Annotated in this window: 25 protein-coding genes; 17 read left to right on the top strand and 8 right to left on the bottom strand. The window is 63.4% G+C overall.

Annotation, left to right across the window (positions count from 1 at the left end):
- Positions 1–190: 190 nt before the first annotated feature.
- From clpS to GRZ55_RS18525, 4 genes are all read left to right on the top strand, one after another.
- On the top strand, positions 191–520 hold the full coding sequence (gene clpS / locus GRZ55_RS18540; protein ID WP_169288447.1) for an ATP-dependent Clp protease adapter ClpS: 330 nt from the start codon (positions 191–193) through the stop codon (positions 518–520).
- Between the two features lie 10 nt (positions 521–530).
- On the top strand, positions 531–3,008 hold the full coding sequence (gene clpA, locus GRZ55_RS18535) for an ATP-dependent Clp protease ATP-binding subunit ClpA (RefSeq protein ID WP_169288446.1): 2,478 nt from the start codon (positions 531–533) through the stop codon (positions 3,006–3,008).
- An 85-nt stretch (positions 3,009–3,093) separates the two neighbouring features.
- Positions 3,094–3,849 carry an AzlC family ABC transporter permease gene (locus tag GRZ55_RS18530; RefSeq protein ID WP_169288445.1) on the top strand — a complete coding sequence of 252 codons (756 nt, stop codon included), beginning with the start codon at positions 3,094–3,096 and terminating at the stop codon, positions 3,847–3,849.
- A complete protein-coding gene (locus GRZ55_RS18525; RefSeq protein WP_169288444.1) occupies positions 3,846–4,193 on the top strand; it encodes an AzlD domain-containing protein in 348 nt (115 codons plus the stop codon). The genes GRZ55_RS18530 and GRZ55_RS18525 overlap by 4 nt, the downstream gene beginning before the upstream one ends.
- Here the strand turns inward: GRZ55_RS18525 and GRZ55_RS18520 are convergent.
- Both GRZ55_RS18520 and GRZ55_RS18515 read right to left on the bottom strand, forming a co-directional pair.
- Complete coding sequence (locus GRZ55_RS18520; protein WP_169288443.1) at positions 4,190–4,618, bottom strand: HIT family protein; 429 nt, start codon at positions 4,616–4,618, stop codon at positions 4,190–4,192. The genes GRZ55_RS18525 and GRZ55_RS18520 overlap by 4 nt on opposite strands.
- A gap of 156 nt (positions 4,619–4,774) precedes the next feature.
- Positions 4,775–5,386, bottom strand: a complete 612-nt coding sequence (locus GRZ55_RS18515) for a LysE family translocator (RefSeq protein ID WP_169288442.1) — start codon at positions 5,384–5,386, stop codon at positions 4,775–4,777.
- Between the two features lie 173 nt (positions 5,387–5,559).
- On the opposite strand from GRZ55_RS18515, the gene GRZ55_RS18510 reads away from it, so the two are divergent.
- The gene (locus GRZ55_RS18510; RefSeq protein ID WP_169288441.1) at positions 5,560–5,889 is read left to right on the top strand and encodes a multidrug efflux SMR transporter; all 330 of its coding nucleotides are present in this window, start codon (positions 5,560–5,562) and stop codon (positions 5,887–5,889) included.
- A 45-nt stretch (positions 5,890–5,934) separates the two neighbouring features.
- Here GRZ55_RS18510 and GRZ55_RS18505 read toward each other — a convergent pair whose 3' ends face one another.
- The 6 genes from GRZ55_RS18505 to GRZ55_RS18480 form a co-directional block, all read right to left on the bottom strand.
- Positions 5,935–7,089 carry a PHB depolymerase family esterase gene (locus GRZ55_RS18505; RefSeq protein WP_169288440.1) on the bottom strand — a complete coding sequence of 385 codons (1,155 nt, stop codon included), beginning with the start codon at positions 7,087–7,089 and terminating at the stop codon, positions 5,935–5,937.
- Positions 7,090–7,114: 25 nt separating this feature from the next.
- Positions 7,115–7,537, bottom strand: coding sequence for a CopG family transcriptional regulator (locus tag GRZ55_RS18500; protein ID WP_169288439.1), 423 nt, complete (start codon positions 7,535–7,537; stop codon positions 7,115–7,117).
- 85 nt (positions 7,538–7,622) lie between these two features.
- A complete protein-coding gene (locus GRZ55_RS18495) occupies positions 7,623–7,766 on the bottom strand; it encodes a DUF2256 domain-containing protein (RefSeq protein WP_368856643.1) in 144 nt (47 codons plus the stop codon).
- Between the two features lie 23 nt (positions 7,767–7,789).
- On the bottom strand, positions 7,790–8,992 hold the full coding sequence (locus GRZ55_RS18490; protein WP_169288438.1) for a GNAT family N-acetyltransferase: 1,203 nt from the start codon (positions 8,990–8,992) through the stop codon (positions 7,790–7,792).
- Positions 8,993–9,080: 88 nt separating this feature from the next.
- On the bottom strand, positions 9,081–9,791 hold the full coding sequence (locus tag GRZ55_RS18485; protein ID WP_169288437.1) for a glycerophosphodiester phosphodiesterase: 711 nt from the start codon (positions 9,789–9,791) through the stop codon (positions 9,081–9,083).
- Positions 9,792–9,801: 10 nt separating this feature from the next.
- Positions 9,802–10,269: a RidA family protein gene (locus GRZ55_RS18480; protein WP_169288436.1), complete on the bottom strand. Its 468-nt coding sequence runs from the start codon at positions 10,267–10,269 to the stop codon at positions 9,802–9,804.
- A 132-nt stretch (positions 10,270–10,401) separates the two neighbouring features.
- Between GRZ55_RS18480 and GRZ55_RS18475 the strand changes: the two genes are divergently transcribed.
- From GRZ55_RS18475 to fabZ, 12 genes are all read left to right on the top strand, one after another.
- A complete protein-coding gene (locus tag GRZ55_RS18475; protein WP_169288435.1) occupies positions 10,402–11,223 on the top strand; it encodes a cell envelope integrity EipB family protein in 822 nt (273 codons plus the stop codon).
- 117 nt (positions 11,224–11,340) lie between these two features.
- Positions 11,341–13,389 (top strand): hypothetical protein, encoded by a 2,049-nt coding sequence (locus GRZ55_RS18470; RefSeq protein WP_169288434.1) that lies wholly within the window; start codon positions 11,341–11,343, stop codon positions 13,387–13,389.
- A 188-nt stretch (positions 13,390–13,577) separates the two neighbouring features.
- Complete coding sequence (rpsB, locus tag GRZ55_RS18465) at positions 13,578–14,423, top strand: 30S ribosomal protein S2 (protein WP_169288433.1); 846 nt, start codon at positions 13,578–13,580, stop codon at positions 14,421–14,423.
- A 107-nt stretch (positions 14,424–14,530) separates the two neighbouring features.
- A complete protein-coding gene (gene tsf, locus GRZ55_RS18460; RefSeq protein ID WP_169288432.1) occupies positions 14,531–15,454 on the top strand; it encodes a translation elongation factor Ts in 924 nt (307 codons plus the stop codon).
- A 100-nt stretch (positions 15,455–15,554) separates the two neighbouring features.
- Entirely contained in the window at positions 15,555–16,277 is a 723-nt protein-coding gene (gene pyrH, locus GRZ55_RS18455) for a UMP kinase (RefSeq protein WP_169288431.1), read from the top strand.
- 63 nt (positions 16,278–16,340) lie between these two features.
- Positions 16,341–16,901 carry a ribosome recycling factor gene (gene frr, locus GRZ55_RS18450; RefSeq protein WP_169288430.1) on the top strand — a complete coding sequence of 187 codons (561 nt, stop codon included), beginning with the start codon at positions 16,341–16,343 and terminating at the stop codon, positions 16,899–16,901.
- The gene (locus tag GRZ55_RS18445) at positions 16,902–17,663 is read left to right on the top strand and encodes an isoprenyl transferase (protein WP_169288496.1); all 762 of its coding nucleotides are present in this window, start codon (positions 16,902–16,904) and stop codon (positions 17,661–17,663) included.
- Positions 17,660–18,523, top strand: coding sequence for a phosphatidate cytidylyltransferase (locus GRZ55_RS18440; RefSeq protein WP_169288429.1), 864 nt, complete (start codon positions 17,660–17,662; stop codon positions 18,521–18,523). The genes GRZ55_RS18445 and GRZ55_RS18440 overlap by 4 nt, the downstream gene beginning before the upstream one ends.
- A gap of 75 nt (positions 18,524–18,598) precedes the next feature.
- Positions 18,599–19,738 (top strand): RIP metalloprotease RseP, encoded by a 1,140-nt coding sequence (gene rseP, locus GRZ55_RS18435; protein WP_169288428.1) that lies wholly within the window; start codon positions 18,599–18,601, stop codon positions 19,736–19,738.
- Between the two features lie 205 nt (positions 19,739–19,943).
- A complete protein-coding gene (bamA, locus tag GRZ55_RS18430; protein WP_169288427.1) occupies positions 19,944–22,304 on the top strand; it encodes an outer membrane protein assembly factor BamA in 2,361 nt (786 codons plus the stop codon).
- Between the two features lie 54 nt (positions 22,305–22,358).
- The gene (gene lpxD / locus GRZ55_RS18425) at positions 22,359–23,414 is read left to right on the top strand and encodes a UDP-3-O-(3-hydroxymyristoyl)glucosamine N-acyltransferase (protein WP_169288426.1); all 1,056 of its coding nucleotides are present in this window, start codon (positions 22,359–22,361) and stop codon (positions 23,412–23,414) included.
- Positions 23,407–23,886 (top strand): 3-hydroxyacyl-ACP dehydratase FabZ, encoded by a 480-nt coding sequence (gene fabZ, locus GRZ55_RS18420; RefSeq protein WP_169288425.1) that lies wholly within the window; start codon positions 23,407–23,409, stop codon positions 23,884–23,886. Before lpxD ends, fabZ begins: the two co-directional genes overlap by 8 nt.
- Positions 23,887–23,898 lie beyond the last annotated feature (12 nt).

Raw genomic sequence — 23,898 nt, 5'->3', positions numbered from 1 at the left:
CGTCCCGCGGGTGCGCGCCTGCTCCTCGTCGTTCAATTTCGACGTGATTGAACGGGTGACCATATTGTCAGCACGAATGAAGGGCTTAAAATCGAACGACGGATGCCTACATGCAGTGTTCGATCAACGCTTCGAGAAGCCAGCAGATTGGAACGAGCGACCCATAATCATGGCGGGGAACAGGCCGATAATGCAAGGCGGGGACGACAATGGTCGCGGCGGTGGTCGCGGCACGGCGGTGATCACCCGGACACGTACCAAGACAAAGAAGCCCAGCCTATATCGCGTGCTGCTTCTCAACGACGACTACACCCCGATGGAATTCGTCATCCACGTGCTGGAACGGTTCTTTCAGAAGAACCGGGACGAGGCCACGCGCATCATGCTGCACGTTCACAATCACGGTGTGGGCGAATGCGGGGTCTATACATTCGAGGTTGCGGAGACCAAGGTTACCCAGGTCATGGATTTCGCGCGCCAGCACCAGCATCCGCTCCAATGCGTGATGGAAAAGAAATGAGGAAACTCTAATGCCGGCATTCTCGCCAGGTCTCGAAAGGGCGCTCCATCAGGCGCTGACCCATGCAAATGAGCGTCGGCATGAATACGCCACGCTGGAACATCTGCTGCTCGCGCTGATCGATGATCAGGACGCGGCTGCCGTCATGCGCGCCTGCAACGTAAATATCGACGAACTCCGGCAGACCGTGCTCGGCTACATCGATACCGAGCTCGACAATCTGGTCACCGGTTATGACGAGGATTCAAAGCCCACCGCTGGCTTCCAGCGCGTGATCCAGCGTGCCGTCATCCATGTCCAGTCTTCCGGCCGCGAGGAAGTCTCAGGCGCCAACGTTCTCGTCGCGATTTTCGCCGAGCGCGAGAGCCATGCCGCCTATTTCCTTCAGGAACAGCAGATGACGCGTTACGACGCCGTCAACTACATCAGCCACGGCATAGCCAAGCGCCCGGGCGCCACGGACGCCCGCTCCCCGCGTGGCGCGGAGGAAGACGGCGGCGCCCCCCAGGCCGGCAACGAGGCAGAGGAGGGCGGTGGCAAGAAGAAGCAGCAGCAGCAGGACGCGCTGACGGCTTATTGCGTCAACCTCAACCTCAAGGCGCGGGCCGGCAAGATCGACCCTCTCATCGGCCGCGAGAGCGAGATCAACCGCACGATTCAGGTCCTGTGCCGTCGCTCCAAGAACAACCCGCTCTATGTGGGTGATCCGGGCGTTGGCAAGACGGCGATTGCCGAAGGCCTCGCCAAGCGCATCGTCGACGGCGATGTGCCGGAAGTCCTGGAAGATGCCACCATCTTCGCCCTCGACATGGGCACGCTTCTGGCCGGCACCCGCTACCGCGGCGATTTCGAGGAGCGGTTGAAGCAGGTCGTCAAGGAGCTCGAGGATTTTCCCGGCGCGGTTCTCTTCATCGACGAGATCCACACCGTCATCGGTGCAGGCGCCACGTCCGGCGGCGCGATGGACGCTTCGAACCTCCTGAAGCCCGCGCTCTCCTCGGGCGCCATCCGCTGCATCGGCTCGACGACCTATAAGGAGTTCCGCCAGTTCTTCGAGAAGGACCGAGCCCTGGTGCGTCGCTTTCAGAAGATCGACGTCAACGAACCGACCGTGGAGGACGCCATCGAGATTATGAAGGGGCTGAAGCCCTATTTCGAGAGCTTCCACAAGGTCAAATACACCAACGACGCCATCAAGGCGGCCGTGGAACTGTCCTCGCGCTACATCAACGACCGCAAGCTGCCCGACAAGGCGATCGACGTGATCGACGAGACGGGCGCATCGCAGATGCTGCTGCCCGAATCGCGCCGGCGCAAGACGATCAGCGTCAGGGAGATCGAGAACACGATCGCCACCATGGCGCGTATCCCGCCCAAGACGGTCTCCGCCGATGACGAGAAGGTGCTCGTCAACCTGGAGGCTGAACTCAAGCGGGTGGTCTATGGGCAGGATACCGCCATTGAGGCACTTGCTTCGTCGATCAAGCTGGCACGCGCCGGCCTGCGTGAACCGGAGAAGCCGATCGGCTCGTATCTGTTCTCGGGCCCGACCGGCGTCGGCAAGACCGAAGTCGCCAAGCAGCTGGCTGCCTCGCTTGGCGTCGAACTGCTGCGCTTCGACATGTCGGAATACATGGAACGCCACACCGTCTCGCGGCTCATCGGCGCGCCACCCGGCTATGTCGGCTTCGACCAGGGCGGATTGCTGACCGACGGTATCGACCAGCATCCGCATTCCGTGCTGCTGCTTGACGAGATCGAGAAGGCGCATCCCGATCTGTTCAACATCCTTCTGCAGGTCATGGATCACGGCAAGCTGACCGATCACAACGGCAAGCGGATCGACTTCCGCAACGTGGTCATCATCATGACCACCAATGCGGGTGCCGCCGATCTGGCCAAGCCGGCCATCGGCTTCGGCTCGTCGAAGCGCGACACCGACGACATGGAGGCCATCAACCGTCTCTTCTCGCCGGAGTTCCGCAACCGCCTCGATGCGATCATCCCCTTCGGTGGCCTGCCGGTGCCGGTGATCCACCAGGTGGTGCAGAAATTCGTCATGCAGCTCGAGGCCCAGCTCGCGGAACGCGGCGTCACCTTCGCGCTCACCGACGAGGCGGTCGAATGGCTCGCCGACAAGGGTTATGACGAGCGTATGGGCGCGCGTCCGCTGGGTCGCGTCATCCAGGAGCACATCAAGAAGCCGCTGGCTGACGAGGTGCTCTTCGGCAAGCTGCGCAAGGGCGGCACCGTCCGCATCCTGGTCGAGACGAAGGAAACCGGCGAGACCGGCTTGAAGCTCGAGGCGTTGGCCGACGAACTGCCGGTCAAGCCGAAGAAGGAAGAGCCGGAGAAGCCCGTTGCCCGCAAGCCGCGCAAGAAGCCGGCGGCCAAGAAGCCGGCGGCTCCAGCCAAGGCGAAGTCGACGCGGGGTTCTGGCGAGGCGCAGAAGCGCTCGATCGTGCCGCAACTGCCCCGCAAGGGCTGATTGAGATCATGCCGGGCAGTTGCATGCCCGGCATGACTTTTCATGCGTCGCATGACGGCTCCTGCCGTGCTATGCGGCGGGTGACATGACTTCAGAACGCCCCGCCGGCCCGCTGCCCGCGCCAGAAACAGACAATCTCGGCAATTTTCGCTGGTTCCTTCGCGGTGCCGTGGCCGCCATCTCGTTGCCGGCCTTCATTCTCGCATGCAGCTTCGTGGGCTTCGCGGCGCTGGCGCTGGAAGCAGGCGTCACCATGAGCCAGGCTGTCTTCATGACCGCCGTCGTCTGGGCCTTGCCTTCGAAGGTGGTTCTGGTCGGTGCGATCATGGCCGGCAACGGTCTGTTGGCTGCCGCTTTCGCCGTGGCACTATCGGCGGTGCGGCTGACCCCGATGGTGGTCGCCCTGGTGCCGGAAATGCGCACGCCCAGGACACGCCTCTGGGTGCTGTATCTTCTGTCCCATTTTGTGGCCGTCACCTCCTGGGTGCTGGCGCTGGAGACAATACGCAACGTCCCGCGGGCGCGCCGCACCGCCTATTATGGCGGGCTTGGCTCGACGCTGGTCTTTATCAACATGTGCGTGGTCACGGCGGTCTATCTTGTCGCCCGCGACCTGCCGCCGGCCGCTTCCGCCGCGCTTCTTCTGATCACGCCGATCTACTTCCTGACCTCGCTCTGGGGATCGGCGCGCGAGAAGGCGGGCAATGTCGCCATGGCGCTAGGCCTCGTACTCGGTCCGATCGTTCATCTCTTCGCACCCGGCGCCAGCCTTCTGGCCACCGGCGCCATTGCGGGCCTCGCCGCCTATGGCTGGCATGTCTGGTCGCGGAGAACCGCATGACATTCGAAGCGATCGATGCCTGGTGGTGGCCCTATCTCTTCATCCTGATCGGCGGTGCATTGGCGACCGACATCTGGCGGTTCCTTGGCGTATTTCTGGCCGGCGGCATCGCCGAGGATTCCGACATCCTCGTGCTGGTGCGGTGCGTGGCGACAGCGCTCGTCGCTGCCGTCATCGCCAATCTGATCGTGTTTCCCTCCGGCGCGCTTGCCGACACGCCGGCAGCGCTTCGAGTCGGTGCCGCGCTTTCCGGCTTCGGTGCGTATCTCGTGCTCGGCCGATCCGTGCTGCTCAGCATCGTGGTCGCCGAGGCCGTACTTCTTGCCGGCATCTTTCTGCTCTAGCCGGCCAGAGCCGCGCGCAGTTTCTCGGCGTTGGCGGCGAGGACCTCGGGCTTCTCCATCTCGCCCGTATGCGGCTTCAGCCCGACGCCGTCGAAGCGCGGGATGATGTGGAAATGCAGATGGAAGACCACCTGGCCGCCCGCCGGCTCGTTGAACTGCTGCACCGTGACCCCATCGGCGCCAAAAGCCTTCATCGAGGCCCTGGCCACCTTCTGCACCGTGCGCATGACGGCCGCCAGGCTGTCGGCCTCGACGTCGAGCACATTGCGCGCCGGCTCTTTCGGGATGACCAGCGCATGCCCGTCGCCGCGCGGCATGATGTCCATGAAGGCGAAGGTCGCCTCGTCCTCGTAGAACTTGTGGCAGGGCAACTCCCCGCGCACGATCTTGGCGAAGATGTTGCCGCTGTCATATTCGGTCGTCATGGAAACTCCGTCCCTGGGGCCTTTTTCTCGAACCCATTTTCTGCGGTAGGGCGTGTGTGAGGTCAACCCGGTCGGCCATGTGACGGCTGCCGGAACTGGCGGGGAAGTCGCGCGCGCACGCTAGGTAGGCTCAACCCGTTTCGGGTTGACGTCATGCTAGGTTCTTTTAGCCGTCGCAAGCATCGCCGCGGCGCTCAGCATCAAGGTTCCGGTGAGCTTGTTCATCAGGATCATATTGCGCACTGAAGGTTGCAACGTACGCAGGAATGCCCCCGAAACGGCCCAGACAATGGCCGCCAGGAATTCGATCGCAATGTAGAGCGTGCCAAGCATCGCCAGTTGAAGTCCGAACGATGAGCCGTATTCGGGATGAATGAACTGGGGAACAAACGCGGTGAAGAGAAGCACTGCTTTCGGATTGCTCATGGCGACGACGAATTCCCGCCTGGCCAGTGTGAAGCCAGACGCTGCCGAAGGGCCGCCTTCTACCCCAGGGACCTCGCGATCGAAGAACACCTTGATGCCAAGATAGATTAGATACCCCMCCCCCMCCCMTTTCACGACTTGAAAGGCGAGKTCCGATGCCGCGAGCACGGCACCCAACCCGATGATGACCATGCCGATCATCAGGACGAATGCCGCGCATCTGCCGGACAAGGCAATGATCGCCAGTGACAGCCCCTGCCTGCTGCCATTGGCGAAGGCCAGGAGATTGTTCGCGCCAGGAGACAGGGCAACGATGATTGCTGCCGGAATGAAGAGTGCCACTTGCCCGAGTGTCAAAGATCTTGTCCAAGGTCGACGGTCATGTCATGCGGAACGCGTCGCGGCGGAGAATCGTTGCCCGACTTGGCGCGCCATATCTTCGAACGACGTGCATCGTCGTGAAATGAAATGCGAGCCGGAACGTGGCCTCCACGCCCCACCTCAAGGAGTGCGCCATGAATTTCGTCTATCTCGCGATCGCCATCGTCTTCGAGGTCCTGGCGACCACGGCGCTCAAGCAGACCGAGGGCTTCACGCGGCTCTGGCCGTCGCTTCTGACCATAATCGGCTACGGATTTGCCTTTTACTTCCTGTCGCTGCCGCTGAGAACCATGCCGCTCGGCGTGGTCTATGCCGTCTGGTCGGGCGCGGGCATCGTCCTCGTCACGCTGATCGGCTGGTCCGTCTTCCGCCAGATGCTGGACCTGCCGGCGCTGCTCGGCATCGCGATGATCCTGGGCGGCGTGCTGGTCATCAACATCTTCTCCAAGACCGTGGTCCACTGAGCGCTCCGACGCCGGTCCGCGGCTGCCGATGGCCCCAGCTGGGGCCTATGCCTGCCGATGCTGCAGAAAGAACCGCATCATCTCGCGCGAGGCATCCGGACCCTGCGGGTCCGTGTAGCTCCCGCCTGGCTGCCCGCCGGACCAGGCATGGCCGGCACCCTCGATCTCCCAATGCTCGCAGATGCTTCGTCCCTCCGGATTCTCGTGGCGGTTCAACCGGTACGCCCGTCCTCGTTCAGAGGTGCCCGAAACGCGGCTGCGCTTGACGGCGGTACCAGCCTGCAGGGCTTGCCGCACGACCGCGTGGCCGTTGCTGGGATGCACGGTTCCGTCTGCCAGCCCATGGAACACGATCGCCGGAACGGAGCGGTCCTGGGCTTTGCCCTTTGAGCCGCTGCGCATGGCGGCGAAAGCCGACGGCACGTCCTGCGCCCCGCCGACGGGCAGGCCGGAATGAACGCCGATCGCGGAAAACAATTCGGGATAGGCCGCTCCCAGGATGGCCGCCGCCGCGCCGCCCGCCGACAGACCTGCGACATAGATCCTGCCCGCATCGGCTGGATGATCGCGCAGGATGTCGCGGACGATCCCCGCCAGGAGGGCGGGTTCGCCCCGGTCGCGCGCCTGGTCCTCCGGCCGGAACCAGTTCCAGCATTTCTGGACGTTCGCTCCCTGGGGCTGTGCGGGCCAGGCGACCAGGCACCCGAACTCCTCGGCCAGCCCGTTCATGCCGGTGCCGAGGGCGAAATCCTCGGGCGATTGCGTGCAGCCATGGAGCATAACGATCAGCGGCATCGGCGTCTCCGGCTGCCGGGCTGGCACATAAAGGCGGTAGTGGCGGCTGCCATGGCCGCCGTTGTGGGTCAGCGACAGGAACCGTGCGCCTTCCGGCAGATCGAGCGGCTGGGGCGTCAGAGGTCCGCGCCCCGGCATGCCGCCCGCCGCGATCCTGCGCAGCGTTTCGCCCAGCCCCTCGCGGATGCCCGACGCAGCGTTTCCAGCGGCGCGTCGAGGCGGGGCGGAAACGGAATCGCCCAGCCGGCTGAAGTCGCCTTCGATCACCATGCTGTCTGCAGGGTGGTCGGCGGCCGGCGGCTGGGGCTGCAGGAGCGACTGGATCAATGCCGTCGCCTCGTCCAGCCTGCCGGCGCGCGTCAGTTCGGTGGCCCGGGACATGCCGCGGGTGAAGGGAGTGGTCATGGGGGTGCTTTCTGAAGTGGGAGGATCAGGACATGCGGTCTGCCAGCGCGGACTTGACCGCCTCGCTGGCGTTCAGGGTGCCCAGGATGGAGAGGGCGGAAATCGTATCGCGGGCAAGCTCGGGCGTGACATCAGGGGCGATAACCACGAGACCCAGGACCCGGATATCCAGCATCTGGCCTGCTGCTTGCGCGGTTGTCAGTTCTTCGCGCGTGATGTGGCGAAGTCCGAGGTCGACGCTCTTGCGCACCACGATCTGGCGCACTGTCTCCGCGTGCCGCTCGATCTGGTTACGGATGGCGGTGCGGATGAAGTCGCTTCGATTGGAGTAGAAGCCTTCCTTGACCAGCAATTCGATCTGGCCGAGATCGACGAAGCCCAGATTGATGGTGAGCTTTTCGGAATCGGGTGTCTTGGCAGGTGTCCCGCCGGTCGTCGCCTTGGCCATCTCGAACCTCCGCAAACCATCCACATGGATGGTATATGGATGTTCATGGACGACATGCAAGGGCAGGGGGCAGTCCCGTACCGCTCTATCTCTTCTTCCGGCACGCGTCGGAGCAGTATTTCACCGCCTCCCAATCCTTGCGCCACTTCCGGCGCCAGGCGAAGGGTCGGCCGCAGGCCGCGCATATCTTGGTCGGGAGGTCCGCCTTGCTGATCTGCTTGCTCGCCACGGCTCTGCCTCGCACCTTGCCGCTCAGCCCTTGCGGAAAGGTCCGTGCTCGGTGAGCAGCCCGCCGATCATCTCCACCTCGCGGCGTTCGCGATCCAGATAGTTGGCAACCGCATCGCGCAGGCCTGGATGGGCGATGTGATGGGCTGAATGGGTGGTGACGGGCATGTAGCCGCGCGCCAGCTTGTGCTGGCCCTGGGCGCCCGCCTCGACGATCCTGAGACCCTTCTCGATCGCGAAATCGATCGCCTGATGATAGCAGACCTCGAAATGCAGGAAGGGATGGTCCTCCACGCAGCCCCAGTTTCGGCCAAACAGCCGGTCCGAGCCGATGAAGTTGATGGCGCCTGCGATGCGTCGTCCGTCCCGCTTCGCCATGACAAGCAGGATGTCGTCGGCCATGCGCTCGCCGATCAGCGAGAAGAAGCGCCGGTTGAGATAGGGCTGGCCCCATTTGCGGCTGCCGGTGTCGAGATAGAAGGCGTAAAAATCGTCCCAGACCGCTTCGGTGAGGTCGCTTCCGGTCAGCCACTCGACCGATATGCCGTTTTCCAGCGCCTCGCGGCGCTCGCGCTTCAGCGCCTTGCGCTTGCGCGACGCCAGCGTGGACAGGAAATCATCGTAGGAGCCATAACCCTCATTGTGGAAATGGAACTGCTGGTCGGTGCGGTGCAGATAGCCGCGATCGGTTAGCGCCTCGATGTCGGCCTCTGCCGCGAAGGTGACATGCACCGAGGAGGCACCGAGCCGATCGCCAAGCGTGCGAAGCCCCTCCGCGAGCGCGCGGCGAACCGCATCCGGGTTGGCGGCGTCGCTGGCTACCAGCAGCCGCGGCCCCGCCGCCGGCGTGAACGGCACCGATACCTGCAGCTTGGGATAATAGCGCCCCCCGGCCCGCTCGAAGGCGTCGGCCCAGCCATGGTCGAAGACGTACTCGCCCTGGCTGTGGTTTTTCAGATAGCCCGCCACCGCGCCCAGCATCCTGCCGTCGGGTGCCTCGAGCCGCATATGCTGACCAAGCCAGCCCGTCTGCGCAGTGGCGCAGCCACTGTCTTCGAGGGCGGACAGGAAGGCGTGGCTGACGAAGGGATTGTAGGCGACGGCCCCGTCTTTCGAGGCAACGCCAAGGTTGTTCCATTCTTCGGCCGTAAAGCCGTCCAGCGATTGGGTAACGCGAAGGACGAATTCGCCCTTCTGTTCCTCCGCCGTGGGACCGCTCGCTGTCATGCCCGTCTAGATACGGCAGTGCTTGTGCAATGCAAGATGGGCAGGCGCGATGAAATCCTCCTGACCAGCCCGAGCCAAACCGTGACGCCTAAGGCTCGAAACCTTCGAACGTCATCTGGTCGGCATGGCTTCGCGTCACGTCGACGGCCCATGGTTCGCGCACTGTCCAGGTGATGACCGGCATGGAAAGTCTGTCGCGGATCGTCTCCACGAAGCGGTTGGGGAGGTCCGCCACGTGGAAGGACACGAAGTCGATCCCGTGGGCCAGCATCGAAAAATGCGCTTCGAGATCGGATGGCGTGCGGCCGTGGGCCGTCAGGCCGCAGACGAGCCCGGGTGCATCCTTGGGGAAGCGGCGGATGAAGCGGTGCTCGAACGACATCAGCGCGACCTTGCCCCGATAGTCATCGAGCGTCTTGGCTACTGCCGCCACGAGACCCTCGTCCTTGCCCTCGCTGCCCTTGAGTTCGATGACCAACGGCACCCGTCCGGCCACGCGTTCGAGCATTTCGGCCAGAGTCGGCACGCGGTCGTCGGTTCCCCCGACCCGCAGCGTCGAAATCGCGGACGCGTCGAGGTCGGAGAGAAGTCCCTGGATGCCGCACAGCCGGTCCAGTTCGCGGTCGTGAAAGACAACCGGCACGCCATCGGCGGACAGATGCACGTCGCATTCGATGGCGTAGTCGCGATCCGCCGCCGCCTCGAAGGCCGACAGCGTGTTTTCCCATCGTGCCTTGTTGAGGTCGTGAAAACCGCGATGCGCGATAGGACGCGCGGTAAGCCAGGATATATCGGTCATGGTCCGTCCGTCAGTTGCGTGACTCTATGATGGCTTCGATCTCGACCGGCGCATTGAGCGGCAGCATGGCGACACCGACTGCCGACCGCGCATGTCGTCCGCGATCGCCCAGCGCCTCGGCCAGGAAATCGGAGGCGCCATTGGCAACCAGATGCTGTTCGGCAAAGCCCGGCGCCGAGGCCACGAAGACGGTGATCTTGACCGTCCGGCGGATCTGTTCGAGATCGCCGAGCGCCGCCTTGGCGGCGGCCAGCACATTGATGGCGCAGATGCGCGCGGCAGCCTGTCCGGCCTCTGTGTCGAGATCCCGACCGAGAAGCCCGGTCGCCACCAGCCTGCCCGCCTGCAGCGGCAATTGACCTGAGGTCATCAGCATGTTGCCGCTCGCCACGAAGGGCAGATAATTGGCAGCAGGCAGCGCGACTTCCGGTAGTTCCACGCCCATTTCGCGGAGGCGCTGTTCGATCGTTTCGGCCATGTTCACTTCCTATTTTTGAAGACGGCGCGTATTGAGACCGGCGCCGGAGGCGATTCCCGCCGTGCTTGTGCCACGAAAATCGCCTTGTGTGGACACCGGTTCATCCACTCTGACGGAGAAGACTTGATGCGCATGAAGGGCATTCACCTCGCAATCCTCGCGTCGTTCCTGGCGGGGGGCGGTCTGGGCCCGGCGCTCGCCGAAGAATTGCTGCCGCATCGCGCCGTCTATGACCTGTCGCTCCACGAGCGTTCCGAACGCTCGGGTATCACCGCCATTAGCGGCCGCATGGTCTACGAGTTCAATGGCTCGTCATGTGACGGCTACACCGTGAATTTCCGTTTCGTCACCGAGTTCGACACCGAGGAATTCTCGCGCCTCATAGACGAACAGTCGACCACTTATGAGGGGCCGGACGGCGAATCCTTCGATTTCGCCATGCGCTCCTATCTGGACGGCAATCTGGACCGGGAATCGCGTGGCAGCGCCGTACCCGAGGATGGCGGCACCCACGTCTCCGTCGAGCGGCCCGAGCAGACCGAGCACGATCTTGGCCCGAGCCTCTTCCCGACACAACATCTGAAGGACCTCCTCGAAAAGATCGCCGAGGGCCGCACATTCTACGAGACGACGATATTCGACGGCTCGGAGGCCGGCAGCAAGGTCATGACGACGACCGTCGTTGTAGGGCGGCAGGCGGCACTCCCGGCCACCGACCCGGAGCATGATCTGCTCGCCGCGGCTGGCGATACCAATTTCTGGCCCGTCAACATCGCCTATTTCGATCTTCAGAACGGCGACGCCACGGGCGAGGGCATGCCGACCTACCGCATCGCCTTCAAGCTCAACGAAGCCGGCATCACCCACGACCTAATCATGGATTATGGCGACTTCGCCATTGCCGGTCAGCTGGTCGAGCTGGAAGCCTTCGACCGGGTCGAGGATTGCAACTGACGCCCGCAGGGCATCGCGGGTCGCTGGCTGCTGTCGCTGCGTAAATTAACATTTGCCAATCGGCTGGATTTCCTGCCCTAATTTGCCCGGTGTTTGGGAGAGGGGCAGGGGGGTAGCATGCGAGATGCAATCGGCATGCGGTGGGGCGCGTATCTGGGGGCGGCCGCGGCAATCTTGGTCGTACCGCCGGCCTTTGCGCAAGCGCCCATCGAGATCGTCGAAGACTGGATCGCGCAGTCGGAACGTTTCGAGTGGCTGGAAATCACTCATGCAGGCGTCAACCATGACGCCGCCTCCGGCACCACAACCGTCAAGGACCTGGAGATCTCGATCGAGCTTTCGGATCTGCCCGGCGCGACGACGGACGGGAAAGCCGACAGCGTCGATTTGAGCTATATTTTTGCCTTCCCGAGCCTTGTTTTCGAGGGGCTTGATGTGGACGGCGCTTATTATGTCGCCGACCGTATTCAGGCCGAGGAACTGCTCATCGATTTCCAGATCGACAGCGAAAGCCAGGGATCGAGCAGCACCACCGGTTCCTATGACGGGCTGGCGGCCGCGAATCTGCGTTGGGCGCGCCTTCCCGACATCGCGGAGGATCCGGCGCGGCCAGTCTCCCGGTTCTACCCGCTCGCCGCAGCCCTCGTCGATGTCAGCTTCGAGTCGATGGAGTTCGGCGTGCTCGACCTGGTGTCGGAAACCTCGGACCCGCCCATGACGACCGCCATTCAGTATGGAGCGGGCACGGTCGGATCGACCGAACGCGGCAACATCTCGACCATGACGATGGACGGCATCTGGCTGAGCGCTTCGGCGAGGGAGGCAGAGGAGGCCGACCACGGCGTCGCGGTCGATTACGAAATGGAGATCGGCAGCATCGCGGTCCGGCAATATAATTACGGCGACATGGTCCGGTTGTTCGATCCCTCGATCGAACCGGGAGCGGGCGGCGATGCGTTCGAAACCATGAATGGTTGGTTTTCAGCTACCGACTGGACGATCGCGACGGAAGGTGTCGAGGTCACCATCGAGGAATTGCGGATGGAAGACCTGGGCGGCCGCCGTCCGCCGCTTCCTGTCCTTTCCAGGGCGGATGCGCTCTACCTCGCGATCGAGAACGACCAGGAGCCGGACCCGATCGAACTCGTGGAACTTGTGGCGGCCACCTATGGCGCCTTCCGGCTCGGACTGATGGAGGCGACCGGGCTGGCCTTCGAGGCCGACGAGTTCGGCGGCAGCCTTGCGGCCACGGGCGTCACCGGTCTTTCCTCGGACGGCATCGAAACCATCTACTATCGGGGACTGCAGGCTGGGGACGACGCAGGCGATGTCGAGATCGCCCTCGGCGACTTCACCATCAGCGATCTCGGCTTCCCATCGCTGGCCGCACTCCTGGCGCTCGAACAGGCGCAGGAGAGCGGCGATATCGACACGATGCTGCGCGCCGTTCCCACACTGGGCGGTCTCTCGCTCGGCGGACTGGTCTTGCACGTCCCCTTCGTCGCCGAACTGAGCCTTGCCCGCGCCCACATTACCATGGCCGACCATATCGGCCCGATTCCCACGCGCATTGCCACCCTGATCGACGATCTGCGCATGCCGACATGGATGATCGACGACGAGGAGGCGCTCGAGACGTTCGAAGCGCTTGGATATGAAGAGATCGCGGCCTCCCATGAACTCAGCCTGACCTGGGAGGAGGCGGGCGAGACGATAGCGCTTTCCTCCAGCACCACATTGGAGGACGGGGGAACGCTCGGGCTTGACGCGACATTTGGCGGGATTCCGCGCGGCGCGCTGGAAAACCCGATGAGCCTGATGTTCGTAGCGTTCGGCATCACGCTCAACGAGGCCTCGGCCGTCTTCACCGACGCATCCCTGACGGACCGGGTTCTATCGATGCTCGCCCAGGACCAGGGCACCGACATCGAGACCATGCGCGCCCAGGCGGCGGGAATCCTGCCCTTCGTTCTTGCGGCCCTGCAGCGCCCTGACTTCCTCACGATGGTGACGGCCGCGGCCGGCGCCTTCCTGGAAGATCCCGGCACGTTGCGTATCGAGATGCGGCCCGATGAACCGGTGCCCATGATGCAGCTCATGGAGGCCGCCGATTCCGATCCCGGGCGGGTCGTCGATATGCTCAACGTCGAGGTCAGCAGCCAATAACCGCCGGGGCCCCGAAAGCCGCAACCCCCCGGCGCTTGCAAATGGTGGTTTCTGCCGCTATATGCGCGCTCATTCCACACACGGGCTTTTGGTTTCCGTCCGGGAGAAATCCGGCGGACGCCCCCGGTGGCGATAGATTTTCTTTCGCCGTTGGCCCGTGGAGGCTTAACCGGAAAGGAAAAGATCGAATGGCTCTGCCTGATTTCAGCATGCGCCAGCTCTTGGAAGCTGGTGTTCACTTCGGCCACCAGACCCACCGCTGGAACCCGAAGATGGACTCCTATATCTTCGGCGTCCGCAACAACATCCACATCATCGACCTCTCGCAGACGGTGCCGCTCCTGCACCAGTCGCTGAAGCTCGTTTCCGACACCGTCGCCAAGGGTGGCCGCGTTCTTTTCGTCGGCACCAAGCGCCAGGCGTCCGAGATCGTCGCTGACGCTGCTCAGCGTTCGGCGCAGTACTACGTCAACGCCCGCTGGCTCGGCGGCATGCTGACCAACTGGAAGACGATCTCCAATTCGATCCAGCGCCTGCGCACGCTCGACGACCTCCTCGCTGGCGAGGCCTCCGGCTTCACCAAGAAGGAGCGGCTCAACCTCGAGCGCGAGCGCGAGAAGCTGAACCGTGCGCTGGGCGGCATCAAGGACATGGGCTCGACCCCCGACCTGATGTTCGTGATCGACACCAACAAGGAAGCGATCGCCATCCAGGAGGCCAAGCGTCTCGGCATTCCGGTCGTCGCCGTGATCGATTCCAACTGCGATCCGGATAAGGTCGACTACCCGATCCCCGGCAATGACGATTCGGCACGCGCGATCTCGCTCTATTGCGAACTCATCGCCAAGGCTGCCATCGACGGTATCGCTCGCCAGCAGGGCGCCATGGGTGTCGACATCGGCGAGGCGGTCGAAGCCCCGGCCGAACCGGCGCTCGACGAGACGCCTGCCGAAACCCCTGCCGAGACGCCTGCCAGCACGTCGGCCGAGAGCCCGGCCGCCAGCGAAGGCGATACCGAGAACAAGCAGGCTTAGCCCCCGGCGGCCGTTCGCGGCCAGCATATCGGACATCACGGCGGGCGCACCTGGCGAAATCCACGGTGCGCCGCGTCATTTCAGGAACATGAAGGAACGAGACGAAGATGAGCATTTCCGCTGCACAGGTCAAAGAACTCCGCGAGATGACCGGCGCTGGCATGATGGACTGCAAGGCTGCGCTGGCAGAGACCAATGGCAATCTTGAGGAAGCCGTCGACTGGCTGCGCAAGAAGGGTATCGCCAAGGCCGACAAGAAGTCCGGCCGCACCGCCGCCGAAGGTCTTATCGGCGTCGCTGCCGATGCATCGAGCGCCGTGGTCGTCGAGGTCAATTCGGAGACCGACTTCGTGGCCCGCAATGAAGCCTTCCAGCAGATCGTTTCCAACATCGCCGAAGTGGCATTGACCACCGACGGGACTGTCGAAGCGGTCTCGCAGGCGCGCTACCCCGGCGCCGCCAAGAGTGTTTCGGAGACCGTCACGGACGCCATCGGCACCATTGGCGAGAACCTGGCATTCCGCCGCTCGGCAAAGCTGTCCGTCGGCCAGGGCGCGGTTGCGAACTATGTTCACAATTCCGTCGCCGACAATCTCGGCAAGATGGGCGTGCTTGTTGCGATCGAAACCGAAGGCAACGCCGATGCCGCGCGTTCCTTCGCGCGTCAGGTTGCCATGCATGTCGCCGCCACCAACCCGCTGGCGCTGACGGCCGAAGAGGTCGATGCGGCGGAAGTCGAGCGGGAGAAGGCCATCTATGCCGATCAGGCGCGCCAGTCCGGCAAGCCGGAAAACATCATCGAGAAGATGGTCGAAGGCCGCATGCGCAAGTTCTTCGAGGAGGTCGTTCTTCTCAAGCAGGCATTCGTCATCAACCCCGACGTGACCGTCGAGCAGGCCCTGAAGGATGCCGAGAAGGAAATCGGCGCCACCGCCACGATCACCGGTTTCGTGCGTTTCGCGCTCGGCGAGGGAATCGAGAAGGAAGAGTCCGATTTCGCTGCCGAGGTTGCCGCGGCGGTCAAGAAGTAGACCTTCTCTGCACATCTGAATTGCCGAGGGGCGCCGCGTGACATCGCGGCGCCCCTCGTGTATCGAGGCCCGCGAAAACCGCCCCACACGAGAGAGTGCCATGTCCGATATCCCCCGCTACCGCCGCGTCCTGCTCAAGGCATCCGGCGAGGCATTGATGGGGGATCAGGGTTTCGGCATCGACGTGTCCGTGGTCGACAGGATCGCCGCCGACATCGCCGAGGCGCGCAAGATGGGCGTGGAGGTGGGTGTCGTCATCGGCGGCGGCAACATCTTCCGCGGCGTTGCCGTCGCGTCCAAGGGCGGTGACCGGGTTACCGGCGACCACATGGGCATGCTCGCCACAGTCATCAACTCGCTGGCGCTCAGAACCTCGCTGGTCAAGCTTGGCGTTGATGCCGTGGTGCTTTCGGCAATCGCCATGCCGGAGCTCTGCGAGAGCTTCTCGCAGCGCCAGGCGACCGCCTATATCGACCAGGGCAAGGTGGTCATTTTTGCCGGTGGCACCGGCAACCCCTTCTTCACGACCGATTCGGCGGCCGCCCTGCGCGCGGCCGAGATCGGCGCGGATGCCCTCTTCAAGGGCACGCAGGTGGATGGCGTCTATTCGGCCGATCCGAAGAAGGACCCCACCGCCACCCGATACGAGCAGATCAGCCACCAGGACGTGCTTCGCGAAGGCTTAGCCGTCATGGATACCGCCGCGATTGCTCTTGCGCGCGAGAACAACATTCCGATAATCGTCTACTCGATTCACGAAAAGGGCGGCTTCGGCGCCATCCTGAGGGGCCAGGGGCGTAGCACCCTCGTGGCGGATCTCTGAGATGAACCTTCGGGGGTTTTCCCTGATGCGACGCGAGGACCCCGGCCAAGGAGGAAGTTCTTCATGAGTTCCGGAATTGATTTTTCCGACCTGCAGCGGCGCATGGATGGCGCCATCAGTGCCTTTAAATCCGATCTGGCCTCGCTCAGGACGGGTCGGGCTTCGGCGAATCTGCTCGACCCGATTCAGGTTCCGGCCTACGGGTCGACTATGCCGCTGACCCAGGTTGGGACGGTCACCGTGCCGGAGCCGCGTATGATCGCCGTCAATGTGTGGGACAAGTCGCTGGTCGGCGCCGTCGACCGCGCCATCCGCGAATCCAATCTTGGCTTCAATCCTATTGTCGATGGCACCAATCTGCGTATCCCGCTGCCCGAACTGAACGAGCAGCGCCGCAAGGAACTGGTGAAGATCGCGCATCAATATGCCGAAGGTGCCAAGGTGGCCGTGCGTCATGTACGCCGCGACGGAATGGAGAACTTGAAGAAGGCGGAAAAAGACGGCGAAATCAGCCAGGATGATTCGCGTACGCACGCCGACCGCGTCCAGAAGATGACCGACGAGACAATCTCTCAGGTGGATACGCTTCTGACGGACAAGGAAACCGAGATCATGCAAGTCTAGCTGCAGGATGCCCGGCGGACCCGGAAACGGGAAAGGAATCCCGATTTGATACCCGCGCATGTGGCGATCATCATGGACGGCAATGGCCGCTGGGCGAAGGCGAGGGGCCTGCCGCGGGCTGCCGGCCATCGCGCCGGCGTCGAAGCGCTTCGGCGCACCGTTCGTGCCGCCGGCGACCTCGGCATCGACTGGCTGACCGTCTACGCTTTTTCTTCCGAGAACTGGTCTCGCCCTCGATCCGAAATCAGCGACCTGATGGGGCTCCTGCGCCTGTTCCTGCGTCGCGATCTCGCTGAAATCCACCAGAACGGCGTGCGCGTGCGCATGATCGGGGACCGCGAAGGGCTTGAGCCTGACATTCGTTCGATGGTCGATGAGGCCGAGAACCTCACCATGAACAACGCGGCGATGAACCTCGTCATCGCCTTCAATTACGGGTCGCGCCACGAGATCATCCGGGCTGCCCGCACCATTGCCCAGGCTGCCGCGGCCGGCACCCTCGATCCGGAGGAGATCACGCCGGAGAGCTTTGTCTCCTTCCTGGACACGGCGCGCATCCCTGACCCCGATCTGGTCATCCGCACCAGCGGCGAGCAGCGCCTGTCCAACTTCCTGCTGTGGCAGACAGCCTATAGCGAGCTTCATTTCGAACCGTGCTACTGGCCGGATTTTAATGCCGAGCGACTGGCCGAGGCAGTGCGGACCTATGCTGCACGCGACCGTCGCTTTGGCGGTGTCGCCGCGCGCGACGTTGCCCTATGAGCGTTTCCAGCCCCCCGCCGGGGCAGCAGCCGGCAGGCTCCAGCAATCTGCGCCTGAGGGTCGTTTCCGCCCTGGTGCTGATCCCGCTGGCGTTGGCATTGACGTGGATGGGGGGCCTGGCTTTCAGGCTGTTCGTCGCGATCGTCGCGCTGGCGATGATCTATGAGTGGTTGACCATCACTGCGGGAAGGGACTGGGGGCGAACCCACTGGGTCATCGCCGCGCTTCTCGGTGCCATTGCCCTGCTGCTTGTGGCAGGGGCGGCGCCCGGCCTGCTTCTCATCCTGACGATCGTCGCCACCGTGATCGCGGTCGTCGTGGCACGGTTTTCCGGCCACGACCACTGGCCGCCTTCCGGCATCCTCTATGCGGGGTTGTCGGCGATCGCGCTCGCCATGTTGAGGGGCGGGGATGCCGCCGGGCTCTGGGCCATCCTGTTCCTGTTCGCTGTCGTCTGGGTCACAGACATCGCGGCCTATTTCGTCGGTCGGGCGATCGGCGGTGCCAAGCTCGCACCGCGAATCTCTCCTGGAAAGACCTGGAGTGGTGCGATCGGCGGGACAGTTGGCGGGGTTGCGGCAGGGCTGACGGTCGCATTGCTTGCAGATGTGCGGCTCGGCCTGGCGGTCTTCGCCGGGCTGGCTTTGCTGCTGTCAGTCGTCGCCCAGATGGGCGATCTTTTCGAATCACATCTCAAGCGCCGCTACACGGTGAAGGATTCGAGCAACCTCATCCCCGGTCACGGTGGCGTCATGGACCGGGTGGATGGTCTTGTAGCAGCCGCGGTCGCGTTCTATGTCGTCGGCATCCTGCTCACCGGTCCCAGCGATCCGGCACAGGCATTCTTCAGTGCTGGCTGAGGCGGTCCGTTTCTGGACCGGCCTTTAGGGGCATCAATCCACGCAGCCAGCAAACCATCGGGCGGCAACAGCGCAATGGGCGAAATTCTTACCTCCATCTTCGGCAGTCAGGGATTGGTGTTCGGCATTCTCGTGCCGTTCCTTTTCGTCCTGACGGTCGTCGTTTTCGTCCACGAGATGGGCCACTATCTGGTCGGCCGCTGGTGCGGCATCGGCGTCAGGGCCTTCTCCATCGGCTTCGGTCCCGAACTCTTCGGCTTCACCGACCGGCGCGGAACACGGTGGAGACTCTCAGCGATACCGCTGGGAGGCTATGTGAAGTTCGTCGGCGACATGGCTGTCACCAGCGAGCCGCGGCATGAGGATGCCGAGGAGTTGAGCGAGGCCGAACGGCCGACGGCCTTCCACATCCAGCCGGTATGGAAGCGCGCCGCCACCGTGGTCGCGGGACCCATGGCGAATTTCGTGCTGACGATTGCCGTTTTCACCGTGATGTTCGCGCTCTACGGAAAATATGTGACCGAGCCGACCGTTGCCGAAGTGCGCGCCGAAAGCCCGGCCGAGGCCGCAGGATTTGCGCCGGGGGACCGATTCGTCTCCATCAACGGCACCCGCGTGTCGACCTTCTCCGACGTGCAACGCCTGGTCTCAGGGCGTGCCGGCGACCAGCTCACCTTCGTCATGCTGCGCGATGGGCAGGAACTGGAACTTGCGGCGACGCCCGAATTGCTGGAGCAGACCGACGCCTTGGGCAATTCGATCCGTATCGGCGCCATCGGCGTGGTCAACAACCAGGAGATGGGGCAACCGCGGCTGGTGACCTACAATCCTGCGGAAGCGCTGGTCGAAGGCGTCATAGAGACCGGGCACATCATCCAGCGGACCGGCCAGTTCCTGCAGCGCTTCGTTGCAGGTCGCGAGGATCGGTGCCAACTGGGCGGGCCCGTACGCATCGCCGAGATGTCCGGGCAGGCGGCTTCCCTTGGCTTCGTCTGGCTGGTGCAACTCGTGGCGCTGCTGTCGGTGGGAATCGGCATTCTCAATCTGCTGCCGATCCCGCCTCTCGATGGCGGCCACCTTGTCTTCTACGGCGTGGAGGCCATTGCGCGACGACCGGTCTCCGAACGCGTGATGGAAGCCTTTTATCGTGTTGGCTTGTTTCTCGTGCTGGGTTTCATGCTATTCGTGTTCTGGAACGACATTTTCGGCTGCTGAGGGGCGCGCAAGCGTCGGATTGAGGACTCGTTTACCATGCGCGGGGATAGGCGTGTCGCGAATGCCACGCCCTCGTGATTAGTAAATGCGATTTAACCGTTTTCCTTGCTTGTGGTGAAAATCCGGCTATTACGGTTAGCCATTGAAAGCCGTGGCGTCCGGACTTCTCGCCGTGGGGACAACGAGAACAGGGTTTGAGCACCAAATGAAGGCCACTTCACGTTTCAAATCCGCTGCATCAGCAGCGGCAATTTCGGCCGGATTGATCTTTTCGGGCGCGGGGGCGCTCCAATTCGTCGGAGTCACGCAGGCCGTTGCGGCCGTCGTCTCGAATGTTTCCGTTCAGGGTAATGAACGCGTCGAAGCGTCGACGATTCGCGACTACATCGGCATCGTACCCGGTCGGAACTTCACCAATACCGACATCGACGAAGCCGTTAAGCGCCTCTTCGAGACCGGACTCTTTTCCGATGTGCGCATCAGTCAGTCCGGTTCCACTCTCGTGGTGCAGGTCACGGAATATGCCATCGTCAATCAGGTCGTTTTCCGCGGCAACCGCCGTGTGCGCGACAATCAGCTGACGACGGCCACGCAGCTTCAGCCGCGCCGCGCCTTCTCGCAGGCGGCACTCGACGCCGACATGGAAGCCATTCGCGCGGCCTATCAGCGCGTCGGCCGCGGCGATGTGGTCATCCGTCCCGAAGTCGTCAATCTCGGCGCCAACCGCGTCAACATCGTCTACGACATTCAGGAAGGCGGCCGTACGCGCATCTCCTCCATCACCTTCGGGGGCAACACCGCGTTCAGCGATGGGCGTCTGCGCGAAGTGATCACCACCAAGCGGTCCCACATACTGTCGTGGATCACCCGCAACGATATCTATGACGAGGATCGCCTGCGCGCCGACGAGGAAGCGCTGCGTACCTTTTACTACAACCGTGGTTATGCCGATTTCCAGGTGATCTCGGCTGTTGGCGAGCTTGATGAGGAGCGCAACGAGTACAACATCGTCTTCACGATCAACGAGGGCGAGCGCTACAGCTACGGCGCCATCGAGATCGACAGCACCATCCCGGGCGTTGACGCCCAGGCATTGCGTCGTCTCCTCGATGTCCGTCAGGGCAACACCTACCGGGCTCGTGAGGTCGAGAACTCCCTGGTCGCTCTGACCGAGCATCTGGCCGGCATGGGCTATGCCTTCGCTCAGGTCACGCCACGCGGTGATCGCGACTTCAACAACCGCACGATCTCCATCGTCTTCCAGATCGACCAGGGCCCGCGCGCCTATGTCGAGCGGATCGAGATTCGCGGCAACACCCGTACCCGCGACTACGTCATTCGCCGCGAATTCGACCTCGTCGAGGGCGATGCCTTCAACCAGGTTCTCGTTCAGCGTGCCGCACGTCGTCTGCGTGATCTCGACTTCTTCGAGACGGTCAACGTGTCCACCGCGCCCGGCTCCGAAGCCGATCAGGTGGTGCTGGTCGTCGAGGTCGTCGAGAAGGCAACCGGCGAATTCTCGCTGGGCGCCGGTTACACGACCGGTCAGTCAACGGCGCAGAGCGGCTTCTCCGTCGAAGGCGCCATCGCCGAACGCAACTTCCTCGGCCGCGGTCAGTCGATCCGCGTCTCCGCCGGTGGTGGCCAGCGCTCGCGCGACTTCGCCTTCTCCTTCACCGAGCCTTACTTCCTGGGCCAGCGTATCTCGGCAGGCTTCGACATCTTCCGTTCCACGCGGCAGTTCGACAAGTACAGCATGGAATCGACGGGCGGCACGGTTCGCTTCGGCCTGCCGATCACCCAGGCGCTGACTGCCAACCTGGCCTACAACTTCGTTCAGGATCAGTACCGCTTCCGCGGAAACTGTGACCCGGATCCGACCGCTACTGGTTGCAACCTGTCGCCGATCTTGAGCGATGCCATTCAGAACCAGAGTCCCTGGACCCGGTCCTCGGTCAGCGCTGGGCTGAGCTACAACACGATCGACAATATGCGGGATCCGCGCACCGGCATCTTTGCGAACTTCAACACGGAGTTCGCCGGCCTTGGTGGCAATGCCCGTTTTGTGAAGTTCACCGGCCGTGGCCAGTACTACCATCTCCTTCAGGAGGAATTGGATCTGGTCGGTGTGCTGACGGCGGGTGGCGGTCACGTCTCCAGTCTCGGCGGCGGCGGTCTTCGCGTGTTCGATCTGTTCAACAGCAGCGAGCGCATCATCCGCGGCTTCGACTACAACGGCATTGGACCGCGTGACTCTGCCACTGGCGATCACCTGGGTGCGACGACCTATTTCCATGGTTCGGCTGAACTTCAGTTCCCGTTCCCGGCGATTCCTCGCGATTTCGGTCTTCGCGGTGCGCTCTTCGCCGATGCGGCGACGCTCTACGGCAGTCCCTTCACCGGTCAGGTGACCGGCGATGCGATGGCTTGGCGGGCTTCCGTCGGCGTGGGTGTCATGTGGGCCTCGCCCTTTGGTCCGCTGCGTCTCGACTACGCGTTCCCCGTGCTCAAGCAGAACGGCGACCGGGTTCAGAACTTCAGCTTCGGCGTTTCGACGCGGTTCTGATCCAGCGCAGAGTTTCTCCTGGGCCCCCGATATGGCCCGGGAGCGAAGGCAGGCATGACGGATCCGGTGTTCTTCGAACCATCGCGACGCTTCACCATCGGTGAAGTGGCAGCTCTGACGGGCGCCGAACTGGCGGATCCGGAGACGGCTGATATCGTGATCGACGGCGTTGCCGGGCTCGATGAGGGCGGGCAAGACAAGCTCGTCTTTCTGGAATCCCGTCGCCAGTTGGCTGCGCTGGACTCCATATCCGCGGCGGCGCTGCTCTGCCCGAATGATTTCGCCGCTGAGATTCCAGCCGGTTTTGTCCTTCTGCTGTCGGATCGGCCGCGCGCCGCTTTCACCCGGATCGCGGGTCTTCTGTTCCCCTCGTCGATCACGCCATCCGCCATGACCGGCGAGACGGGCATCTCGCCTGCCGCCCACGTCGCCGATGACGCGCGTCTCGAGGCCGGTGTCATCGTCGAACCCGGCGCGGTGATCGCTGCCGGCGCCGCGATCGGCCGCGGCAGCATCATTGCGCCCAACGCCGTTATCGGTCCCAACTGCCGCATTGGGCGCGATTGCTATGTCGGCCCCGGCGCCACGGTTCAGTTCTCCCTTCTAGGTGACCGGGTCATCATCGGGCCCGGTTGCCGGATCGGCCAGGATGGGTTCGGCTACATCCCCGGGGCCGCCGGCCTCGACAAGGTTCCGCAGCTCGGGCGCGTGGTCATCCAGGACCGGGTCGAGATCGGTGCCAACACGACCGTTGACCGCGGTGCGCTGAGCGACACCGTGATCGGGGAGGGGACCAAGATCGACAATCTGGTGCAGATTGCGCACAATTGCCGTATCGGTCGCCATTGCGTCATCGCCGGTCAGGTCGGCCTGTCGGGCTCCGTCAGGATCGGCGATGGGGCCATGCTGGGCGGGGGCGCGGGTGTCGCCGATCACGTGACGATCGGTGCCGGTGCGGCGGTTGCCGCCTCTTCCGGGATCATGCACGACATTCCGGCCGGCGAGCGTTGGGGAGGCACGCCGGCGCGCCCCATAAAGCAGCTATTCCGCGAGCAGCTCGCCTTGCGCAAACTGGCTGCCGCCAGAAACACGGAAAGACGACATGACTGAAGACGCAGCCAACACGCTCGAGACATTCGACATCATGCGCCTTCTGGCGCTGTTGCCGCATCGCTACCCGCTGCTTCTGATCGATCGTATCGTCGACGTCGACGGCGACAATTCGGCCGTGGGCATCAAGAACGTGACGATCAACGAGCCGCATTTCCAGGGCCATTTCCCCGATCAGCCGGTCATGCCAGGCGTGCTCATCATCGAGGCCATGGCCCAGACGGCCGGCGCCATCTGCATCGCCAGCACGATGCGTGCCGAAGGCGGCGGCAGCCCGTCGCTGGTCTATTTCCTGACGATCGACAATGCCAAGTTCCGCAAGCCGGTGGTGCCGGGCGATCGGCTGGAATTGCACGTGCGCAAGCTCAAGCAGCGCGGCAATATCTGGCGTTTTGCCTGCGAGGGCATCGTCGATGGGGCCAAGGTGGCGGAAGCGGAAATTTCGGCGATGATGTCGCCCAAGCAGGCTTAGGTAGACGAGATG

Source organism: Chelativorans sp. ZYF759, assembly GCF_012911015.1.
Taxonomy (GTDB): Bacteria; Pseudomonadota; Alphaproteobacteria; order Rhizobiales; family Rhizobiaceae; genus ZYF759.
The sequence above is the reverse complement of the archived record's forward strand: the minus strand, read 5'-3'. Positions and strand labels throughout refer to the sequence as shown.

Excerpts from the sequence above, each read along its gene's own strand:
- frr (WP_169288430.1), top strand. The coding sequence starts at position 16,341 with ATGAGTTCCGGAATTGATTTTTCCGACCTGCAGCGGCGCATGGATGGC.
- rseP (WP_169288428.1), top strand. The coding sequence starts at position 18,599 with ATGGGCGAAATTCTTACCTCCATCTTCGGCAGTCAGGGATTGGTGTTC.
- clpA (WP_169288446.1), top strand. The coding sequence starts at position 531 with ATGCCGGCATTCTCGCCAGGTCTCGAAAGGGCGCTCCATCAGGCGCTG.
- pyrH (WP_169288431.1), top strand. The coding sequence starts at position 15,555 with ATGTCCGATATCCCCCGCTACCGCCGCGTCCTGCTCAAGGCATCCGGC.
- rpsB (WP_169288433.1), top strand. The coding sequence starts at position 13,578 with ATGGCTCTGCCTGATTTCAGCATGCGCCAGCTCTTGGAAGCTGGTGTT.
- tsf (WP_169288432.1), top strand. The coding sequence starts at position 14,531 with ATGAGCATTTCCGCTGCACAGGTCAAAGAACTCCGCGAGATGACCGGC.
- GRZ55_RS18475 (WP_169288435.1), top strand. The coding sequence starts at position 10,402 with ATGAAGGGCATTCACCTCGCAATCCTCGCGTCGTTCCTGGCGGGGGGC.
- fabZ (WP_169288425.1), top strand. The coding sequence starts at position 23,407 with ATGACTGAAGACGCAGCCAACACGCTCGAGACATTCGACATCATGCGC.
- GRZ55_RS18525 (WP_169288444.1), top strand. The coding sequence starts at position 3,846 with ATGACATTCGAAGCGATCGATGCCTGGTGGTGGCCCTATCTCTTCATC.
- GRZ55_RS18470 (WP_169288434.1), top strand. The coding sequence starts at position 11,341 with ATGCGAGATGCAATCGGCATGCGGTGGGGCGCGTATCTGGGGGCGGCC.
- clpS (WP_169288447.1), top strand. The coding sequence starts at position 191 with ATGCAAGGCGGGGACGACAATGGTCGCGGCGGTGGTCGCGGCACGGCG.
- bamA (WP_169288427.1), top strand. The coding sequence starts at position 19,944 with ATGAAGGCCACTTCACGTTTCAAATCCGCTGCATCAGCAGCGGCAATT.
- GRZ55_RS18485 (WP_169288437.1), bottom strand. The coding sequence starts at position 9,791 with ATGACCGATATATCCTGGCTTACCGCGCGTCCTATCGCGCATCGCGGT.
- lpxD (WP_169288426.1), top strand. The coding sequence starts at position 22,359 with ATGACGGATCCGGTGTTCTTCGAACCATCGCGACGCTTCACCATCGGT.
- GRZ55_RS18440 (WP_169288429.1), top strand. The coding sequence starts at position 17,660 with ATGAGCGTTTCCAGCCCCCCGCCGGGGCAGCAGCCGGCAGGCTCCAGC.
- GRZ55_RS18480 (WP_169288436.1), bottom strand. The coding sequence starts at position 10,269 with ATGGCCGAAACGATCGAACAGCGCCTCCGCGAAATGGGCGTGGAACTA.
- GRZ55_RS18505 (WP_169288440.1), bottom strand. The coding sequence starts at position 7,089 with ATGACCACTCCCTTCACCCGCGGCATGTCCCGGGCCACCGAACTGACG.
- GRZ55_RS18510 (WP_169288441.1), top strand. The coding sequence starts at position 5,560 with ATGAATTTCGTCTATCTCGCGATCGCCATCGTCTTCGAGGTCCTGGCG.
- GRZ55_RS18490 (WP_169288438.1), bottom strand. The coding sequence starts at position 8,992 with ATGACAGCGAGCGGTCCCACGGCGGAGGAACAGAAGGGCGAATTCGTC.
- GRZ55_RS18520 (WP_169288443.1), bottom strand. The coding sequence starts at position 4,618 with ATGACGACCGAATATGACAGCGGCAACATCTTCGCCAAGATCGTGCGC.
- GRZ55_RS18500 (WP_169288439.1), bottom strand. The coding sequence starts at position 7,537 with ATGGCCAAGGCGACGACCGGCGGGACACCTGCCAAGACACCCGATTCC.
- GRZ55_RS18530 (WP_169288445.1), top strand. The coding sequence starts at position 3,094 with ATGACTTCAGAACGCCCCGCCGGCCCGCTGCCCGCGCCAGAAACAGAC.